Annotated in this window: 17 protein-coding genes; 7 read left to right on the plus strand and 10 right to left on the minus strand. The window is 64.4% G+C overall.

Annotated features, from left to right (window positions below; translation table 11 throughout):
• Window positions 1-14: 14 nt before the first annotated feature.
• Together nagZ and BV908_RS05290 are read left to right on the plus strand one after the other, a co-directional pair.
• Entirely contained in the window at window positions 15-1,106 is a 1,092-nt protein-coding gene (nagZ, locus tag BV908_RS05285; RefSeq protein ID WP_103737431.1) for a beta-N-acetylhexosaminidase, read from the plus strand.
• A gap of 181 nt (window positions 1,107-1,287) precedes the next feature.
• Window positions 1,288-2,340: an ATP-dependent 6-phosphofructokinase gene (locus tag BV908_RS05290; protein ID WP_103737509.1), complete on the plus strand. Its 1,053-nt coding sequence runs from the start codon at window positions 1,288-1,290 to the stop codon at window positions 2,338-2,340.
• Window positions 2,341-2,430: 90 nt separating this feature from the next.
• Here the strand turns inward: BV908_RS05290 and BV908_RS05295 are convergent, their stop codons facing one another.
• The 8 genes from BV908_RS05295 to BV908_RS05330 form a co-directional block, all read right to left on the minus strand.
• Window positions 2,431-4,755 (minus strand): copper-translocating P-type ATPase, encoded by a 2,325-nt coding sequence (locus tag BV908_RS05295; RefSeq protein ID WP_103737432.1) that lies wholly within the window; start codon window positions 4,753-4,755, stop codon window positions 2,431-2,433.
• 105 nt (window positions 4,756-4,860) lie between these two features.
• Entirely contained in the window at window positions 4,861-5,364 is a 504-nt protein-coding gene (locus tag BV908_RS05300) for a cytochrome c (RefSeq protein WP_103737433.1), read from the minus strand.
• Between the two features lie 176 nt (window positions 5,365-5,540).
• Entirely contained in the window at window positions 5,541-5,819 is a 279-nt protein-coding gene (locus BV908_RS05305; protein WP_103737434.1) for a DUF2933 domain-containing protein, read from the minus strand.
• 10 nt (window positions 5,820-5,829) lie between these two features.
• Window positions 5,830-6,300, minus strand: a complete 471-nt coding sequence (locus BV908_RS05310) for a hypothetical protein (protein ID WP_246867445.1) — start codon at window positions 6,298-6,300, stop codon at window positions 5,830-5,832.
• 41 nt (window positions 6,301-6,341) lie between these two features.
• Window positions 6,342-6,764, minus strand: a complete 423-nt coding sequence (locus BV908_RS05315; RefSeq protein ID WP_246867452.1) for a DUF411 domain-containing protein — start codon at window positions 6,762-6,764, stop codon at window positions 6,342-6,344.
• 89 nt (window positions 6,765-6,853) lie between these two features.
• Window positions 6,854-7,360, minus strand: coding sequence for a cupredoxin family protein (locus tag BV908_RS05320; RefSeq protein ID WP_103737436.1), 507 nt, complete (start codon window positions 7,358-7,360; stop codon window positions 6,854-6,856).
• A gap of 33 nt (window positions 7,361-7,393) precedes the next feature.
• Window positions 7,394-8,404, minus strand: coding sequence for a copper resistance protein B (locus BV908_RS05325; RefSeq protein ID WP_246867446.1), 1,011 nt, complete (start codon window positions 8,402-8,404; stop codon window positions 7,394-7,396).
• On the minus strand, window positions 8,401-10,218 hold the full coding sequence (locus BV908_RS05330; protein ID WP_103737437.1) for a copper resistance system multicopper oxidase: 1,818 nt from the start codon (window positions 10,216-10,218) through the stop codon (window positions 8,401-8,403). Before BV908_RS05330 ends, BV908_RS05325 begins: the two co-directional genes overlap by 4 nt.
• Before the next feature lie 118 nt (window positions 10,219-10,336).
• On the opposite strand from BV908_RS05330, the gene BV908_RS05335 reads away from it, so the two are divergent.
• From BV908_RS05335 to BV908_RS05350, 4 genes are all read left to right on the plus strand, one after another.
• Window positions 10,337-11,035, plus strand: a complete 699-nt coding sequence (locus BV908_RS05335) for a heavy metal response regulator transcription factor (protein ID WP_103737438.1) — start codon at window positions 10,337-10,339, stop codon at window positions 11,033-11,035.
• Window positions 11,032-12,438: a heavy metal sensor histidine kinase gene (locus BV908_RS05340; protein WP_255580604.1), complete on the plus strand. Its 1,407-nt coding sequence runs from the start codon at window positions 11,032-11,034 to the stop codon at window positions 12,436-12,438. Before BV908_RS05335 ends, BV908_RS05340 begins: the two co-directional genes overlap by 4 nt.
• A gap of 181 nt (window positions 12,439-12,619) precedes the next feature.
• The gene (locus BV908_RS05345; RefSeq protein ID WP_103737440.1) at window positions 12,620-12,952 is read left to right on the plus strand and encodes an antibiotic biosynthesis monooxygenase; all 333 of its coding nucleotides are present in this window, start codon (window positions 12,620-12,622) and stop codon (window positions 12,950-12,952) included.
• 306 nt (window positions 12,953-13,258) lie between these two features.
• The gene (locus BV908_RS05350; RefSeq protein WP_103737441.1) at window positions 13,259-13,609 is read left to right on the plus strand and encodes a hypothetical protein; all 351 of its coding nucleotides are present in this window, start codon (window positions 13,259-13,261) and stop codon (window positions 13,607-13,609) included.
• Here the strand turns inward: BV908_RS05350 and BV908_RS05355 are convergent.
• A complete protein-coding gene (locus BV908_RS05355) occupies window positions 13,606-13,788 on the minus strand; it encodes a hypothetical protein (protein ID WP_348639061.1) in 183 nt (60 codons plus the stop codon). The two genes, BV908_RS05350 and BV908_RS05355, sit on opposite strands and share 4 nt — an antisense overlap.
• A 195-nt stretch (window positions 13,789-13,983) precedes the next feature.
• On the opposite strand from BV908_RS05355, the gene BV908_RS05360 reads away from it, so the two are divergent.
• Window positions 13,984-15,354 carry a cytochrome P450 gene (locus BV908_RS05360; RefSeq protein WP_103737442.1) on the plus strand — a complete coding sequence of 457 codons (1,371 nt, stop codon included), beginning with the start codon at window positions 13,984-13,986 and terminating at the stop codon, window positions 15,352-15,354.
• On the opposite strand, the gene BV908_RS05365 is transcribed toward BV908_RS05360, so the two are convergent.
• On the minus strand, window positions 15,322-16,059 hold the full coding sequence (locus BV908_RS05365) for a hypothetical protein (RefSeq protein ID WP_103737443.1): 738 nt from the start codon (window positions 16,057-16,059) through the stop codon (window positions 15,322-15,324). The two genes, BV908_RS05360 and BV908_RS05365, sit on opposite strands and share 33 nt — an antisense overlap.
• Between the last annotated feature and the right edge of the window lie 117 nt (window positions 16,060-16,176).

Consider the following 16,176-nt stretch of genomic DNA (forward strand, 5'->3'; position numbering starts at 1 on the left):
AAAGCATGCAACCCATGACAGAACACGCACCCCTCATCATCGACGTGGCCGGCACGCAGCTCACCGCCACCGATCGCCAGCGCTTGGCCCACCCGCTCGTGGGCGGCGTGATCCTGTTCGCGCGCAACTGGGAGCACCGCGCGCAGTTGCTGGAACTCACCGCCGCCATCAAGGCCGTGCGGGGCGACCTGCTGATCTGCGTGGACCATGAGGGCGGTCGCGTGCAGCGCTTCAAGACCGATGGCTTCACGCACATCCCGCCCATGCGTGCCTTCGGCGAGCTGTGGATGGACGACGGCAAGGGCAGCAAGCACCGCGAAGGCAGCGGCGCCCTGCGCGCCATGGACGCCGCCACGGCGGCGGGCTACGTGCTGGGCAGCGAGCTGCGCGCCTGCGGCGTGGACTTCTCCTTCACGCCGGTGCTCGACCTGGACTACGGCGCCAGCGGCGTCATCGGCGACCGCGCCTTTGCCCGCGACCCGCGCGTGGTCGCCATGCTGGCGCGCGCCCTCATGCAGGGGCTGCTGCAGGCGGGCATGGCCAACTGCGGCAAGCATTTCCCCGGCCACGGCTTCGTGGCGGCCGACTCGCACACCGAAATCCCGGTGGATCGGCGCAGCCTCAAGGCCATCCTGCAAGACGACGCCGCGCCCTACCCGTGGCTGTCCACTGTGCTCACCAGCGTCATGCCCGCGCATGTCATCTACCCCCGGGTGGACGCCCGCCCGGCGGGCTTTTCGGCCAAGTGGCTGCAGGACATCCTGCGCAGCCGCCTGCGCTTTGACGGCGCCATCTTCAGCGACGACCTGAGCATGGAGGGCGCGCGCCGCCTGGACGGCCAGGTCGTCAGCTACACCGACGCCGCCGTGGCCGCCCTCAACGCGGGCTGCGACCTGGTGCTGCTGTGCAACCAGAGCCTGGGCGACGGCGCCGCGGTGGATGAGCTGATCGCCGGCCTGGACGCCACCCAGGCCCAGGGCCGCTGGCAGGCCAGCGCCGCCAGCGAGGCCCGCCGCCTGGCCCTGCTGCCCGAGACCCTGCCCCAGCCCTGGGACGACCTGATGGTGCAGCCCGCCTACATGCACGCGCTGGACCTGCTGCCATGAAGGGCGAGTACATCCCCCTGAGCCGCTGCGCGGCTTCCCCCTTCTCTGGCATTGCTGCGCAATGCGGAAGGGGAACGATGCCCTCGCTGCGGGGCGGCCCTTGCTCGGCATCCCTGGCGTGGGCCGCGCCGGTTTCACGCGCTGCGGGCGGTGCGCGGCGCCGGGGAGGGCGGTCATGACGCTGCGCGTAGGTGTGCTCACCGGCGGCGGCGACTGCCCCGGGCTGAACGCGGTGATCCGCGCCGTCACCAAGTCGCTGATCCGCCAGGGCGGCTGCGAGGTGCTGGGCATCGAAGACGGCTTCGAGGGCCTGATGGGCGCCACGCCGCGCACCCGGCCGCTGGTGTGGGACCAGGTGTCGGGCATCCTGCACATGGGCGGCACCATTTTGGGCACCAGCAACAGCGCCAACCCCTTGAGGGACGCCGCCACGCTGGCCCAGGTGGGGCGCAACGTGCAGGCCCTGGGCCTGCAGGTCGTCGTGGCCATCGGCGGCGACGGCACCATGAGCCTGGCCCACGGGCTGGAGCAGGTGGGCCTGCAGTGCGTGGGCGTGCCCAAGACCATCGACAACGACATCGCCAGCTGCGAGCGCAGCTTTGGCTTCGACACCGCCGTCGCCACGGTGGCGGAGGCGCTGCGCCGCGTGGAGAGCACCGGCAACAGCCACCACCGCGTGATGATCGTCGAGACCATGGGCCGCCACGCGGGCTGGCTGGCGCTGGAGAGCGGCATCGCAGGCGCGGCCGACATCATCCTGCTGCCCGAGATCGACTACGACCTGCAAACCGTCATCGCCCACTGCCAGGAGCGCGAGCAGCGCCAGCGCTACAGCATCATCTGCATAGGCGAGGGCGCCAAGCCGCGCGGCGGCAGCCAGACGGTGCGCGAGCGCATCGCCCACAGCCCCGACCCGGTGCGCCTGGGCGGCGTGGGCCACGTGCTGCGCCAGCAGCTGCAGCCGCACCTGAAAAGCGAGGTGCGCGCCACCGTGCTCGGCCACGTGCAGCGCGGCGGAGACCCCACGCCGTTTGACCGCGTGCTGGCCACCCGCTTCGGCCACCACGCGGCGCAACTGGTGCTGAACGGCGCCCTCGGCCGCATGGTCACCCTGCAGGGCGGCCAGATCGGCAGCGTGCCGATTGCCGACGTGGCCAACACCCAGCGCAAGGTGCCGCTGGATCACGAGCTGATCACCACCGCGCGCGACATCGGCGTGTGCCTGGGGGATTGATTTGCTTCGTTTTCAGGAGCTGCTAGCGCTTTATCTGTAAGGGCGTGAACCTGATTTGGTTTGTGCTCTTGTAAGGCTGCTGCTAACGTCTTATGCCCGCAACCTCAGCGCATTGAAAACCACCGACGCCGAGCTCAGGCTCATCGCCAGCGCTGCGATCATGGGCGACAGCAGCCAGCCGGTGAAGGGGTACAGCAGCCCGGCCGCGATCGGCACGCCGATGCCGTTATAGACAAAGGCGAACATCAGGTTCTGGCGCATGTTGCCCACGGTGTCGATGGAGATGTCGCGCGCCGCGGCGATGCCGCGCAGGTCGCCCTTGACCAGCGTGATCTGGCCGCTGTTCATGGCCACGTCGGTGCCGGTGCCCATGGCAATGCCCACGTCGGCCTTCGCCAGCGCCGGCGCGTCGTTGATGCCGTCGCCGGCCATGGCGACGACGTGTCCCTCCTTCTGCAGCCGCTCCACCAGCGCCAGCTTGTCGGCGGGCTTGACTTCGCCATGCACTTCGTCGATGCGCAGCCTGGCGCCAACCGCCTGGGCCGTGGTCAAGCCGTCGCCTGTGGCCATGACGATGCGCAGGCCGCTGTCGTGCAGCGTCTTGATGGCGTCGGCCGTGGTGGCCTTGATCGGGTCGGTGACGGCCAGGATGCCGGCCAGCCGACCGTCCACGGCAAGATGCATCACGCTGCCACCCTCGCCGCGCAGGCGCTCGGCGTCCGCCTTGATCGCGTCGGTGGCCACGTTCTCCTGCTGCATCAAGGCGGTGTTGCCCAGCGCCAGGCGCTTGCCTTCGACCGTGCCGCGCACGCCGATGCCGCTGCCCGACTCGAAGCCGTCGGCCTTGCTCAACTCCAGCCCCTTGTCCCGCGCGGCGCGGACGATGGCATCGGCCAGCGGGTGTTCGCTGCCCTGGTCCAGGCTGGCGGCCAGGCGCAGCACTTCGTCCGGCGTGTAGCCCGGGGCGGCGACGGCAGTGTCGAAGGCCGGCTTGCCTTCGGTCAGGGTGCCGGTTTTGTCGACGATCAGCGTGTCCACCTCGCGCATCTTCTCGATGGCGCCGGCGTCGCGGAACAGAATCCCCTGCGTGGCCGCGCGGCCGGTGGCCACCATCACGGACATCGGGGTCGCCAGGCCCAGCGCGCACGGGCAGGCGATGATCAGCACCGCCACGGCGTTGATCAGGCCGTACACCCAGCTCGGCTCGGGGCCGAGGAAGCCCCAGGCGAAGAAAGTCGCGATCGCGATCAGCACCACCACGACCACGAACTTGCCCGCCACCACGTCGGCCATGCGCTGCATTGGCGCTTTCGAGCGCTGGGCATTGGCCACCATCTGCACGATCTGCGACAGCATGGTGGCGGCGCCGACTTTCTCCGAGCGCATCACGAGTGCGCCGCTGGTGTTCAGCGTGGCGCCGATCAGGCTGTCGCCGGCGCGCTTGGTCACCGGCACGGGCTCGCCGGTCAGCATGGATTCATCGACGGCGCTGCTGCCCTCGGTCACCACCCCATCGACGGGCACTTTCTCGCCGGGCCGCACGCGCAGCAGGTCGCCGACGTGGACATGGTTCAAAGGCACGTCCTCCTCGCTGCCGTCGGCATTGATGCGGCGCGCCGTCTTGGGCGCCAGGCCGAGCAGCGCCTTGATCGCCGCCGAAGTCTGCGAGCGCGCTTTCAGCTCGATGATCTGACCCATCATGGTCAGCGAGATGATGACGACGGCCGCCTCGAAATAGACGGCGACGCGGCCGTGGGCGACAAACGAGTCCGGAAACACCCCCGGCGCCAGCGTGGCGACCACGCTGTAGACAAAGGCGGCGCCGGTGCCCAGGCCGATCAGCGTCCACATGTTGGGGCTGCGGTTGACGATGGACTGCCAGCAGCGCGCGAAGAAGGGCGCACCCGCCCACAGCACCACCGGCAGCGACAGCACCAGTTCGACCCAGGTCTGGGTTCGCATGTCGAACCAGCCGAGCTTGTGGCCGAACATGGCCAGGATGGTGACGATGACGGTGAGCGGCAGCGTCCACCAGAAGCGGCGCTGGAAATCGATGAGTTCGCTGTTGTCCTCCTCGTCCAGCGGAATCACCGGCTCCAGTGTCATGCCGCAGATCGGGCAGTTGCCGGGATGGTCCTGCCGGATCTCGGGATGCATCGGACAGGTGTAGATGGTGCCCGCCGGGGCCTCCTGAGGCGGCGGAGCCGCGGATGCCGGGGCCTGCGCGCCCGCCGCATGGCCGTGGTGATCGTGGCCCGAAACCGGCTGCCCCTCGGGAACCAGGTTCATGTGGCAGATCGGGCAGTTGCCGGGATGATCCTGCCGCACCTCGGGGTGCATGGGGCAGGTGTAGATGGTGCCAGCCGGGGCCTGTTCGCCCGCAGCACGATCGTGGTGATGCAGATGGTCGTTCATGCCAGTTCCTTCGTCGATTTACCTCGATTCTTGACCTTGCCATCATGGAAAGGTCAAGTCCCTCTTACCCCTCTTACTTCTCTCGTCCGCCCTACGTCCGGATGGCTATTGGCGCAAGGACTTGCTGTACTGGACATTGATGTCATCGTGACGCTGCCGCACCTCGGGCGGCCATTGCGACTTGATCCATGACAGCACGGCCACGATCTCATCGTCGCTCAATACGCCATCGTATATGGGCATGGCCGTGCGGTAGTCGGGCTGATTGATCAGCCGGGCCAGTCCCTGCTGGGTGATGGCGAACAGCTGCTCGTCGGGATGGTGCCAGGTGTGGCCGCTCGCGTCGTGCGGCGGAGCCGGCAAAAGGCCATCGGGACCGCGGTCGCGCCAGTCGGGCTGGCCCTCGCCCTTGGCGCCATGGCAGGCCGCACATTGCTGTGCGTAGATGCGGGCGCCGACGCGCAGCACCTGGGGATCATCCGGGCGCAGGCTGTGCAGAGGCAGTGCCGCCTGCCGGGTGCTGGCGCGCAGGGAGAAGTAACCCGCCCCCGCGACCAGCAGCAAGGCCAGCAATCCTGCGGCTCCCAGGGCCAGCGGTTTCAACGTCATGGCAAGCACCCTGTTCTCATTTTTGCGGCCTGGTTCTGGTTATCGGATGCATTGCTCAAGGCTGCGTCGTGCCTTCTCACTGAGAAAGACAACGCGGCACACGGCATGCATGCTCCCAAACGCCATCAGGACTCCCGGATGCCATGCGACGATCCTGTGTGCGCCATGGTCTGGTCTCAGCTCTTGTCCGAGTTTTGCCCAGCACCGTGGCCGGGCGCGCCGACGCCACCGCCGTGCCCGCCATGGCCACCATGGCCCTTGTGCATGAAGACATGCATCAGCGGGCAGGCCAGCAGCAGGGCATAGGGCCACCATTGCTCCAGGTGGGCGCGGTGCTCAGTCCATAAAAAATACCCGGCGACGGCGCCGAGCACGAGCAGGCCCAGGGCATGGCGCGAGCGCCAGAACCCGCCGGGCTGCCCACCCTGCGGATGGGATGCATGGTCATGGGTCATGATCGACTCCTCACTTTGCGGCGGGCCTGGAAGGGGCGGAGGCGGGCGGCATGGGCATTCGATCCATCATCATCTGCATCATCGACTCCATCATGTCCATGCGCTTCTCCATCCATTGGTTGTGGCGCTGCATGTCGGGCATGCTTGCCGGTGCGCCTTCAGCCATCTGGCCGCGCATCATGCCTATCATCTGCATGCCGCCCTGCATGGTCTTCATGTGTTCATCCATCAGCGCCTGCCGGGCCTCCGGCGTCTTCGCCTCGATCATCTTCTGGTGCATGTCTCGCATGGCTTGCATTTGCGCATCCATGTTCTGCATGGTTTCGGCGTTGGGCGGATAGGGCGTCATGCCAGGTGATGGCGCAGCGGCGGCGGCCTGTCCGGGATGGTGAGCGCCGTGGTCGCTGCCCATGGGTGCCTGTGCCTGGGCGCTGGCCAGCGTTGCAAGCGCCAGCAGCAGACCGGCGGAAAACTTGGTCATGGAAGTCATCATCAGCTCCTTCGGATAAAGCATCAAACCGTTCACGTGTGACTCTGGAACACGCGGCTGCTGCCGTCGCGCAGCACCAGCAGCGTGTCGTATCTGTCTCGGCGGCCACCGTAGGCGGCGCCGTCCATTCCCGGCGAGCCGACGGGCATCCCTGGGGCGGCCAGCCCGAGCGCCTGCGGCTTTTCGCGCAGCAGGCGCTGCACGTCGGCGGCTGGAACGTGGCCTTCCACGACGTAGCCGCCCACCAGTGCCGTGTGACACGACCCATACTTGGTAGCAAGGCCAAGGCGGGCGCGCACGGCGTTGTTGCCGGTGTCGTGGACCGTGGCCTTGAAGCCGTTCTGTTCCATGTGGGTGATCCAGTCGCCACAGCAGCCGCAGTTGGCGTCCTTCCAGACTTCGAGTGCCACGCCGGCACGACGCGCCTGAGCGTGGAGCGAACCGGCGACCAGCATGCCCAGGCCTGCTGCGGCCCATTGGCCCAGCTGGCGACGGCGCAAAGCGAAGGTGGTCATGTCATTTCTCCTGTGCTGTGCCCTGGCGTTCAAGGCGTCACCTTGACCTGGCCGACCATGCCTGCTTCGAGGTGCCCCGGCACGGTGCAGGCGAAGTCCACCGTGCCAGCCTGGGTGAACTGCCAAACCATGCCGCCGCGCTGGCCTGGCTTCAGGAAGACCTGGTTCGGCTCCTTGTGCACCATGCCGGGGTTGGCCTGCATTTCCTTGGCGTGCGCCTTCAGCTCGTCCAGCTGGCCGAGCACCATTTCATGATTGACCTGTCCGTTGTTGCGCACGAAGAAGCGGATCGTCTCGCCAGCCTTCACGTCGATGGCGGCGGGCGTGAACCGCATGTCGTCGCCGAGCACCACCTCGACCGTGCGGGTGACTTTCTTCGGATCACCCGGCTGGCCGGACATGGTGGCGTGCTCCTCGGCCGTCATGTTGCCGTGCGAGGCCGGCATGGCGTGGCCGTGGCCGTGGTTGTCGGCAGCCAGCGCGGCCACAGGAAATGCCGCCGCCAACAGCAGCGAAGTCAATGCATGTTTGTTCATCAGGTACTCCTTCGTGAGTCGTTCAAGAGATGTTCAGAACCAGAAACTGAGGCCGGCCACCCAGCGGGTCTGGCTGACGCGGCCGCCCTCGGCACGGGCGAAGTCGCCGGTGCGGCCGAATGACTTTTGCCATTCGACTCCGACGTAGGGCGTGATCTGGCGTGTGATGTCATAGCGCAGGCGCATGCCGACAGTCGCCGTGCTCAAGCCTTTTCCACGGCCGTTTTCCCGGTCGTTCTTGCCGTAGAAGGTCCATTCGGTTCGCGGTTGCAGGGCCAGTTTCTGGGTGAGGCGCCAGTCGTATTCGCCTTCCAGCCGCAAGGCCGTGCGCCCGCCATTGCCCAGGTAGGCAGTGGCGCCCAGTTCAAACCAGTACGGCGCCAGGCCCTGGATGCCGACGGCCAGCCATTGGCGGTTTTTGCCTTCGCCCTTGTCGAAGCGCACACCCAGCTGGGTGTCCCAGTAGGGGGCGACGGCATGGCCCCACAGCAGTTCGGTGCGCGAGTCGTGGAGCTTGCCCTTGGCGACTTCGCCTTCCGCCTTGACGACCAGGTGATCGAAATCGCGCCCGAAGCGGCCCTGCAGGTCGTAGGCGGTGAAATTGCCCCCGTGGCGTGTCCAGGCGCGCTCCAGGCGATTGACGCGCAGATTGCCGAAAGCGTGCTGATCCGCCAGTTCGAGGCGCGTCACGCCGTCTGGCACATGCAGGCCTTGACCGCGCTCGAAGCCTTCGGAGTAGGCGTTGGGGTCGCGCGCGTCCGCAGGAGGGCTGCCACCCTGCATCTGCATGCTGCCGTGATCCATGGGCGCGGTGTCCGCGCCGGGCATGGCTGGTGCGTCGGGCATCTTTTGCGTTGCCGAAGGGGCGGTAGCCGATCCGGGCGCGCTGGGGTGGCCACCGTGCATGTCGTGCATACCGCTTGGTGGGTGCCCCTGCGCCCACGCGGCCGAGCCGCCGGCGAGCAACAGGAGTGCCAGGGCCAGCGAGGTGGTTTGTGCCATGGGTGTGCGATCCGTCAATGATTTGGTTTCGAGGGCGTTCATGCGACCACCACCTCCCGGAACATGCCCATGTCCATGTGGAACATCAGGTGGCAATGCCAGACCCATCGGCCCAGGGCGTCGGCGGTGACCAGAAAGCTCACCCGCTGCGCCGGTTGGACGGGAATGGTGTGCAGGCGCGCCAGAAATTCACCTTCCGGCGATTCCAGCTCGCTCCACATCCCGTGCAGGTGCATGGGGTGCGTCATCATGGTGTCGTTGTGCAGGATGACGCGCAGCCGCTCGCCGTAGCGGAAGTGCAGCGGTTTGCTGTCGGCGAATGCCAGGCCGTCGAGCGACCAGGTGTAGCGCTCCATGTTGCCGGTCAGGTGCAGTTCCATCTCGCGCTCGGCGCCGCGTGCATCGAGCGGGCCACCGATCGTCTTGAGATCGGCCAGGTTCAGCACCCGCCGCCCGTTGTTGCGCAGGCCGACGCCGGGGTCGTCGAGGTTGGTGCGCGGCATGTCCACGCGCATGTCGGTGCCGGGGCCCCACTCGGTGCGCGCGTGGCGTACCGTGGTGCCGGGCTTTTGCAGCGGGCTGGGCGCCATGGAATGTGCCATGCCGGGCATGCTCCCGTGGTTCATTCCGGCCATGTCGCCGTGGCTCATTCCAGCCATCGAGCCATGGCCCATCGCGGCCATGTCGTGGCCGCCGCCGTGGCTCATGCCGCCCATCATGTCGGCCATGGTCAGCCATTGCACCGGGTCCAGCGCGGGGACGGGCGCGCTCAAGCCCTGGCGAACGGCAAGCGTGCCGCGCGCGAAGCCGGTGCGATCCATGGATTGCGCGTAGATGGTGTAGGCGTCGTCCTTGGGCTGCACCAGCACATCGCAGGTCTGGCCGGGGCCGAAGCGAAACTCATCGACGGTCGCGGGCTCCACGTCCTGGCCGTCCATCTGCACCACGGTGAGCTTGAGTCCGGGGATGCGCAAGTCGTAGAAGGTGTTGCCGGAGCCGTTGATGCAGCGCAGGCGCACGCGCTCGCCGGGCTTGAACAAGGCCGTCCAGTTGGCGCCCGGCGCACTGCCATTGACCAGGTAGCTGAGCACGGTTGAAGACAGGTCGCCCAGGTCGGTCGGGCTCATGCGCATGGCGTTCCACATGTCGCGATCCTGGAGCGTGGCGCTCAGCCCGCGCGCCCGCACGTCGCGCAGGAAGTCGCGCATCGCCGGGCGGTTCTGGTTGAACACGTCGCCCTGGGCCTTGAGCATGTTCAAGGCGTGCATCGGGTCGCTGCCAGTCCAGTCCGAGAGCAGCACCACATGCTCGCGGTCGGCGCGGATGGTCTCGCCGCCGCGCGGCTCCACGATCAGCGCGCCATAGATGCCGGTCAGCTCCTGCATGCCGCTGTGGGAGTGGTACCAGTAGGTGCCGCTTTGCTCCAGCTTGAACTGGTAGGTGAAGGTCTCGCCCGGCGCGATGCCGGCAAAGCTGATGCCCGGCACGCCGTCCATCTGGAACGGCAGGATGATGCCGTGCCAGTGGATCGAGGCTGCTTCGCGCAAGCGATTGGTGACCCGGATCGTCACCGTCTCGCCCTCGCGCATGCGCAGCGTGGGGCCGGGCAGGCTGCCGTTGATGGTGGTGGCAATGCCGGTCCGGCCATCGAAGTTGACGGAGGTTTCCGCCAGCGTCAGATCAAACTGGGGGCCGCGCAACTCGGGCGGCGTGCCGGTGCGCGCGGCGGGGAGATCGCTTTGCGCCCACGACGCGGCGGGGGCCAGGGCACCCAACGTGCCGTACATGGCCAGAATCTGTGCGAACCGGCGCCGCGTCGGGTGCGGAAGGTTGGGAAAGAGTGTGGGGTGAGGCATGGCAGCCAGTTTCTGACCCAGCCGCCGACACCAGGATGACGCGCCGATTACATTTTTATCATCTACGCCGGCGTCGTACAGATGAAGGCACACTCGGTCTCACACTCGGCCCTGAACCATGAAAATCCTGATCGTCGAGGACGAAACCAAGACCGGCGACTATCTGCGCCAAGGCCTGTGCGAGGCAGGCTACAACGTGGAACTCGCACGCAATGGTCCCGATGGCCTGCACCTGGCCTTGACGGGTGACCATGACTTGATCGTGCTCGACGTCATGCTCCCCGGCCTCGACGGCTGGCAGGTCTTGGGTGCGCTGCGCCAGTCGGGCAGAAAGGGCACACCGGTGCTCTTTCTCACGGCACGCGACACGGTGGAGGATCGCGTCAAGGGGCTGGAACTCGGCGCTGACGATTACCTGGTCAAGCCATTCGCCTTTGCCGAATTGCTGGCGCGGGTGCGCACCTTGCTGCGGCGCGCCGCAATGAACACGACGGAGGGCGAAGCGGCCACCCTGCAGGCCGCCGACCTCACGTTGGATTTGCTGCGCCGACGTGCGACACGCAGCGGTCAGCGCATCGAACTGACGGGCAAGGAGTTCGCGCTGCTGGAGTTGTTGCTGCGCCGCCGTGGCGAGGTGCTGCCGCGTTCGCTGATCGCTTCCCAAGTCTGGGACATGAACTTCGACAGCGACTCCAACGTGGTCGAAGTCGCCATGCGGCGCCTGCGCGCCAAAGTGGACGATGCGTTTCAGCCCAAGCTGATCCGGACCGTGCGCGGCATGGGCTACGTTCTGGACGACGAGGCGCCCGCTTGGTGATAGGGGGCCGCGCCTCTCTCGGCACCCGGCTGACCCTTCTGGTGGCGGGCCTGGCCAGCCTTGCGCTGGGGGTACTCGGCGGCGTGACGATGTGGGCGCTCGACGCGCATTTCGAGGCGCAGGACCGCGGCACGCTGCACAGCCATTTGCAGCAGGCACGTACGTTGATCGCGCAGGCAGACTCCGCCGCGGCGATGACGGCGCTGCCCGCCCGGCTTGACTCATCCTTTGCCAGCCATCATGACCTTGCAGTGCGCGTGCAGGCCCCTGACGGGTCGGTTTGGTTCGAGCAGAACGCCAGTGCCATGCCGGCCACGCTCATGCAACAGGTCGGTGTGACGCACCCGGTTCCAATAATCACCTGGCGTGAAGGCGAGCATGCGTGGCGCGGAAGCGCCATGCTGATGACCTCGGCGCTGGACGGCGCTTCGCCGCTCACCGTGGCCATGGCGCTCGACATTCATCATCACGAAGCCTTCATCGCCAACTTTCGGCGCGCGCTGATTGGATACGTCCTGCTGACGGGTCTGGGCTGCGCGCTGCTGGCGTGGTGGGCGGTGCGACGGGCCCTGAAACCGTTGCACCTCATGGGCAGGAAAGCGGCACGCATCGGATCGGGCGACCTCGACGAACGCATGCCCGTCGAAGCCGTGCCTGCGGAGCTGGCGGAGCTGGCGAGTGCGCTTAACGCCATGCTGGAGCGGCTTCAAGAATCGTTTGAGCGCCTGACCCGCTTTTCCTCCGACATTGCGCATGAGCTGCGTACCCCTTTGTCGAACTTGCTGACGCAGACCCAGGTCACCCTTGGCCAGGCGCGTACGAGCGCGGAGTACCGCGAAGTCCTGGCATCCAATGCCGAGGAGTTGGAACGCCTGGCACGCACGGTGGCCGATATGTTGCTGTTGGCCAAAGCGCAGCACGGTCATTTGCTGCCCTCGCGCGAACCTGTCGTGTTGGCCGATGAAGTACACGCGCTGTTCGACTTCTACGAAGCGCTGGCGGAAGACCGTGGCGTTGCACTGCGCCTGCAAGGCGCGGCCACGGTGCCGGGTGACCGCCTGATGCTGCGCAGAGCGATGAACAACTTGCTTTCCAACGCTCTGCGCTATACCCCGCGCGGTGAGGCGATCGATGTGCGGATCGAGCGGCATGGAGATCGAGTCAGCGTTGCCGTACGAAACGCGGGTACGCCCATCCCGCCGGCAGTGCTGTCAAGGCTGTTCGAGCGCTTTTACCGAGCCGAATCCGATCGCAGCCACGAAATCGGCGCCAGCGAGGGGGCCGGCCTGGGTCTGGCGATCGCACAAGCCATCGTTCAGGCGCACGGGGGCAGCGTCAGAGCCTTCAGCGAACACGATGGGAATGTTTTTGAGATAGTGCTGCCGGCACGGGCGAGCCCATAGTGGGCGGTTCGGCCGCATGGTCCCGCTGCAGCATGAGCCGATCACCGCGGTGCGACATCGGCATGTGCCTGGGGGAGTAGGGGTGGTTTGTCCGGGTGCTGCATATTCAATAGCTGTCAGCGCTTTACCCATAAGCGTTAGAGTCCAATTTTCCTGATATTTTCTCTGGGGCCGTGCCACCATGTATTCGTCCACCTTCATCTTTTCCACCAAGCAGTTCGACGATGCCTTTCATCGGCTTGATCAGGAGATTGCCGCGCTGGCGAAGTCCATCCCCGGATACCTGGGCGAGGAAGCCTGGGAGAACCCCACAACCGGCCTTATTTCCAATGTCTATTACTGGGAGTCGCTGGAAGCGCTGCAGCAACTGGTGCAGCACCCCAAACACCTGCAGGCCAAACAGGCGCAAGCCAATTGGCTGGAGGGTTATCAGGTGGTTATCTCGCAGGTGTTGCGGATTTATGGGGATTCAAGGCTTGATGATCGGCTGCCTGTCACCCGTTGCGGCGGGTGAATGCGCAGTCGGTCTAGCAGCTTGGATTGGTGGGTACGCTCAGGGCATAACGTTGCAGCGCTTTGTCTTATCCGACTACATCTCGTAAGATCACTGTCGTTTAATTCTTATTTGGAATATGCAGAAGACCATGAATCCCACAGAGTGCGCTGTGGCTTTTGTTGACCTATTCGTTCCGGAAGCAATTTTTATGGGTAATCCCCTCCCTGTCGTACCTAATTTTCTGATCAAGCGGACGACCTATGACTGGCTATGCCAGTCTCTATCCGCTGTTTGGTGTCAACGTTATGCTCAATAGAAAGTCATATGAATCTGTCCCAAAAATCAGATGCTGAAATCCTGTCGATTGCCAATCCAATCATGGATAACTTGATGGATGCGTCGACGGAAGTTGATTACGAGAGGCACATTCAGGATTTCACGGATCGCCTGAAAGGGGTTCTGTCAGAAGAACGTCTGGTGTGGATTTGCCAAGAGTATCAAAGCACCAAGGGGTTTTTCACCAATCGAGATTTCGTGGCGATTTTCCGGCGGCCTGAATCGGTGGCTATCGTCTGGAGGCAAGGGTTCAGCAAAATTCCAGGTGAGTTTGTGGCGGAGATGGTTCTGGTTGAACAGGGCGGAAGGTATCTTGTTGACCATGTGATGGTTTTTTAAGCCGAGGCAACTGTTCGTTGTGGTTTTTGTTTGCGGTGGGTGAGGCATTCATCCACGCCAGCTGCGGCCAGCACGGTGGTGAGCAGCGGGCCGCGCAGGGTGTGGCGCTTTTCATCGTGTTCCAGCGTGGGTTGGATGGTGACGGCGGCCATGCGCTGCGGGGCGGCGGCATCCAGCACATGGGCGTTGGTAAACTGGATGCCAGTGCTTGCCCATCATCTGGTCGATGACTGGGTTGATGACCGGGGCAAGCTGCAGGTGCAGAACGCAAAGTCGAAATCTATCCCGGGTTACCGAAGGCTGGCATGATGGGCTCGGAAACTTCCGATTCATTGGTTTTGCCAATAGTGTTTAATTTTCCGGATTGACCGTCGATGATGTTGAGCTTTTTTCGTATCCTCGGGAACGTGGCGTTGCGTTCGGTGTTAGTGTGCCGGGCCATGGCCCGCTGGATGCCGAGTCCAATGCGTTTTCTTGGGTGGAAGGCATTTGAACGGCAACTGCTGGTGTACCAGGTTCCGGCAGGAAGTATCGCGCTTGCGAACGATCTGTCGGTCGCCAAGTGTGTGCTCGTGGACAAGGATGGGAATTTCCCGAAGAGCACGCACCTGGAGGCGATGCTCCAGCCCTTGATCGGGAAGGGGGTTTTCGGCCAGCCGGGTGGGGGTGAGGTTCGCACGCGTCGCAGAACTTATTTGAAGACCCTCACCAGGGTTACGGACGCCGAGGTCGCGCAGGCCGCAGCGGTGCTGACTAAACGCTACATTGCAGATTGGGATGCTGCGGGAGGGGTCATACCAGTGCCGCGCGAGATGTCGCGCTTGACCATTGATATTGTGACCACGGTGATCTTCGGGGATTGTTTCTCAGTCGCCGAGAGCCTGCGATTTGTGGATCTTTTCTTCGAATACCACAAGCGCTGCAACCCTTCGGTGGTCTTCTGCACTGCGGGCGGTGCTGCGCAGGAATCGCGCTTCCTGGAAAACGTTCAGCTCAGCACGATTGGCCATGAAATGCGCGAGATCATGCGCCATCGCTTCGTCATGCCTTTGCTGGGAGTCTCGGGGGAGGGGGGGCTGCCGGGATTGCATTTACCGCCATTTGTGGCGGCCTTGATGGAAGAAGCGGGCGATGTGCCCCGGGAAAAACTGGCCGAACTTTTGCTCGATGAGGTGTCGGTGATGATTCTCGCCGGGCATGAGACTTCCGCATCGGTGTTGAGCTGGTTGTTATGGGAGATCGCGGGCGATGTTTCGCTGGTGGATGGCCTGCGCGCGGTTGAGACCGACGGGGAGGCTTATGCTAGGGCGGTAGAGAACCTAATCCATGAGGGGCTGCGGCTGTATCCGCCAATTGCCTTCTACTTCAGGGATATCAAGGAGAGCGTTGAATTTCGTGGAAAACAATTGCCCGGAGGAAGTTCGATTGCCATCTCCCCTTGGACTATTCAGCGCCACAAGGAGAACTGGGAAACTGCTGCCCAGTTTTGCCCTGCTCGTTGGCTCGGTATAGGGGAGAAAGGGGAGCATGCCAAGCTGCGCTTCCAGCCATTTGGCTATGGCGCGCGATTTTGCCCCGGCAAGTCTTTTGCCGAAGCAGAACTCAAGGTCATCCTATCGGAGTTACTGGCCCACCACCATGTCGAGCGCGTGAGCAAGCGAGTGCCCAAGCCACTGGGCAACCTGACTTCGCGGCCAGACTATGATTTCCGCTTACGGTTTTCCCCTCGTGCCGGATTGCGATGAAGAGGTCATGTCCCTGATTTCGGCGTAGTCGGGCGAACTCTCGCAGGCCTGCTTGTCCTGAAGCGCGGGCGCATGCTGGCCATTGAGTGCCAAGGCGAGCATTCCCTGGAACAGGGTACGCATTTTCTCGCCACCGCTGTGCTCGGAATCCTTGAAATGCTGCCCGCGAAACGCATTGAGCATGCCGAAGTGGCCCCAGCTTTCCCCGAAGTCCTCGGCATAAATGAAGAAAACCTTCTCCGACTCGATGAATGACCTGGGCAGGCTCCGGATATCGGGCCTGAGAAACGAGTATTCGCTGGAAAGCAGGACGAACACGTAGCCAAGCTCCGACTCATTGACGTCGATCAGAGTTCCAATGTCCGATATTGAGAACGGGTCGAAGAGCAGCGCATGATAATGAAGCGGAACGCCTCTGAATTGGGCCGCCTGCTTGATGGCGTCTAAGCTGCCGCGCAGAATGTCGGGGCGCCCGCCCATGCTGTAGTGAATACCTATGAACTCCGTGCCTGGGCCTGTGATGGCATGCTGGTAGATGGGTGTCAAATCGCGATCCGGCAGTTCCAGCATTTTTCCGGCGAAGCGATACTCGGTCAGGATGGTGCCGGCTTCAACGGCAAGACTGCGATCCCAGTGCAGACCGAACAGAAGCAGGCCGGGATGGACGAAAAGCGTGTTGCGGCGGTTGACGGAGTTATCGGCCAAGGGGGCAATCGCTGCATGGCAGCGGACGGTCGTTCTGGGTAGGTTCCGAACCATCCTGATTTCGTCGGAAGTTTCTCCGGGGAGTAAGCGTGATTGTTCTATCCTCCCTGTCGAGCA

This window comes from Diaphorobacter sp. LR2014-1 (assembly GCF_002916785.1).
GTDB classification, from domain to species: domain Bacteria; phylum Pseudomonadota; class Gammaproteobacteria; order Burkholderiales; family Burkholderiaceae_C; genus Diaphorobacter; species Diaphorobacter nitroreducens.

Coding starts and splice junctions, on each gene's coding strand:
- BV908_RS05345 (WP_103737440.1), top strand. CDS start 12,620: ATGTATTCGTCCACCTTCATCTTTTCCACCAAGCAGTTCGACGATGCC.
- nagZ (WP_103737431.1), top strand. CDS start 15: ATGACAGAACACGCACCCCTCATCATCGACGTGGCCGGCACGCAGCTC.
- BV908_RS05310 (WP_246867445.1), bottom strand. CDS start 6,300: ATGACCAAGTTTTCCGCCGGTCTGCTGCTGGCGCTTGCAACGCTGGCC.
- BV908_RS05320 (WP_103737436.1), bottom strand. CDS start 7,360: ATGAACAAACATGCATTGACTTCGCTGCTGTTGGCGGCGGCATTTCCT.
- BV908_RS05315 (WP_246867452.1), bottom strand. CDS start 6,764: ATGCTGGTCGCCGGTTCGCTCCACGCTCAGGCGCGTCGTGCCGGCGTG.
- BV908_RS05295 (WP_103737432.1), bottom strand. CDS start 4,755: ATGAACGACCATCTGCATCACCACGATCGTGCTGCGGGCGAACAGGCC.
- BV908_RS05350 (WP_103737441.1), top strand. CDS start 13,259: ATGAATCTGTCCCAAAAATCAGATGCTGAAATCCTGTCGATTGCCAAT.
- BV908_RS05300 (WP_103737433.1), bottom strand. CDS start 5,364: ATGACGTTGAAACCGCTGGCCCTGGGAGCCGCAGGATTGCTGGCCTTG.
- BV908_RS05325 (WP_246867446.1), bottom strand. CDS start 8,404: ATGAACGCCCTCGAAACCAAATCATTGACGGATCGCACACCCATGGCA.
- BV908_RS05305 (WP_103737434.1), bottom strand. CDS start 5,819: ATGACCCATGACCATGCATCCCATCCGCAGGGTGGGCAGCCCGGCGGG.
- BV908_RS05335 (WP_103737438.1), top strand. CDS start 10,337: ATGAAAATCCTGATCGTCGAGGACGAAACCAAGACCGGCGACTATCTG.
- BV908_RS05360 (WP_103737442.1), top strand. CDS start 13,984: ATGATGTTGAGCTTTTTTCGTATCCTCGGGAACGTGGCGTTGCGTTCG.
- BV908_RS05330 (WP_103737437.1), bottom strand. CDS start 10,218: ATGCCTCACCCCACACTCTTTCCCAACCTTCCGCACCCGACGCGGCGC.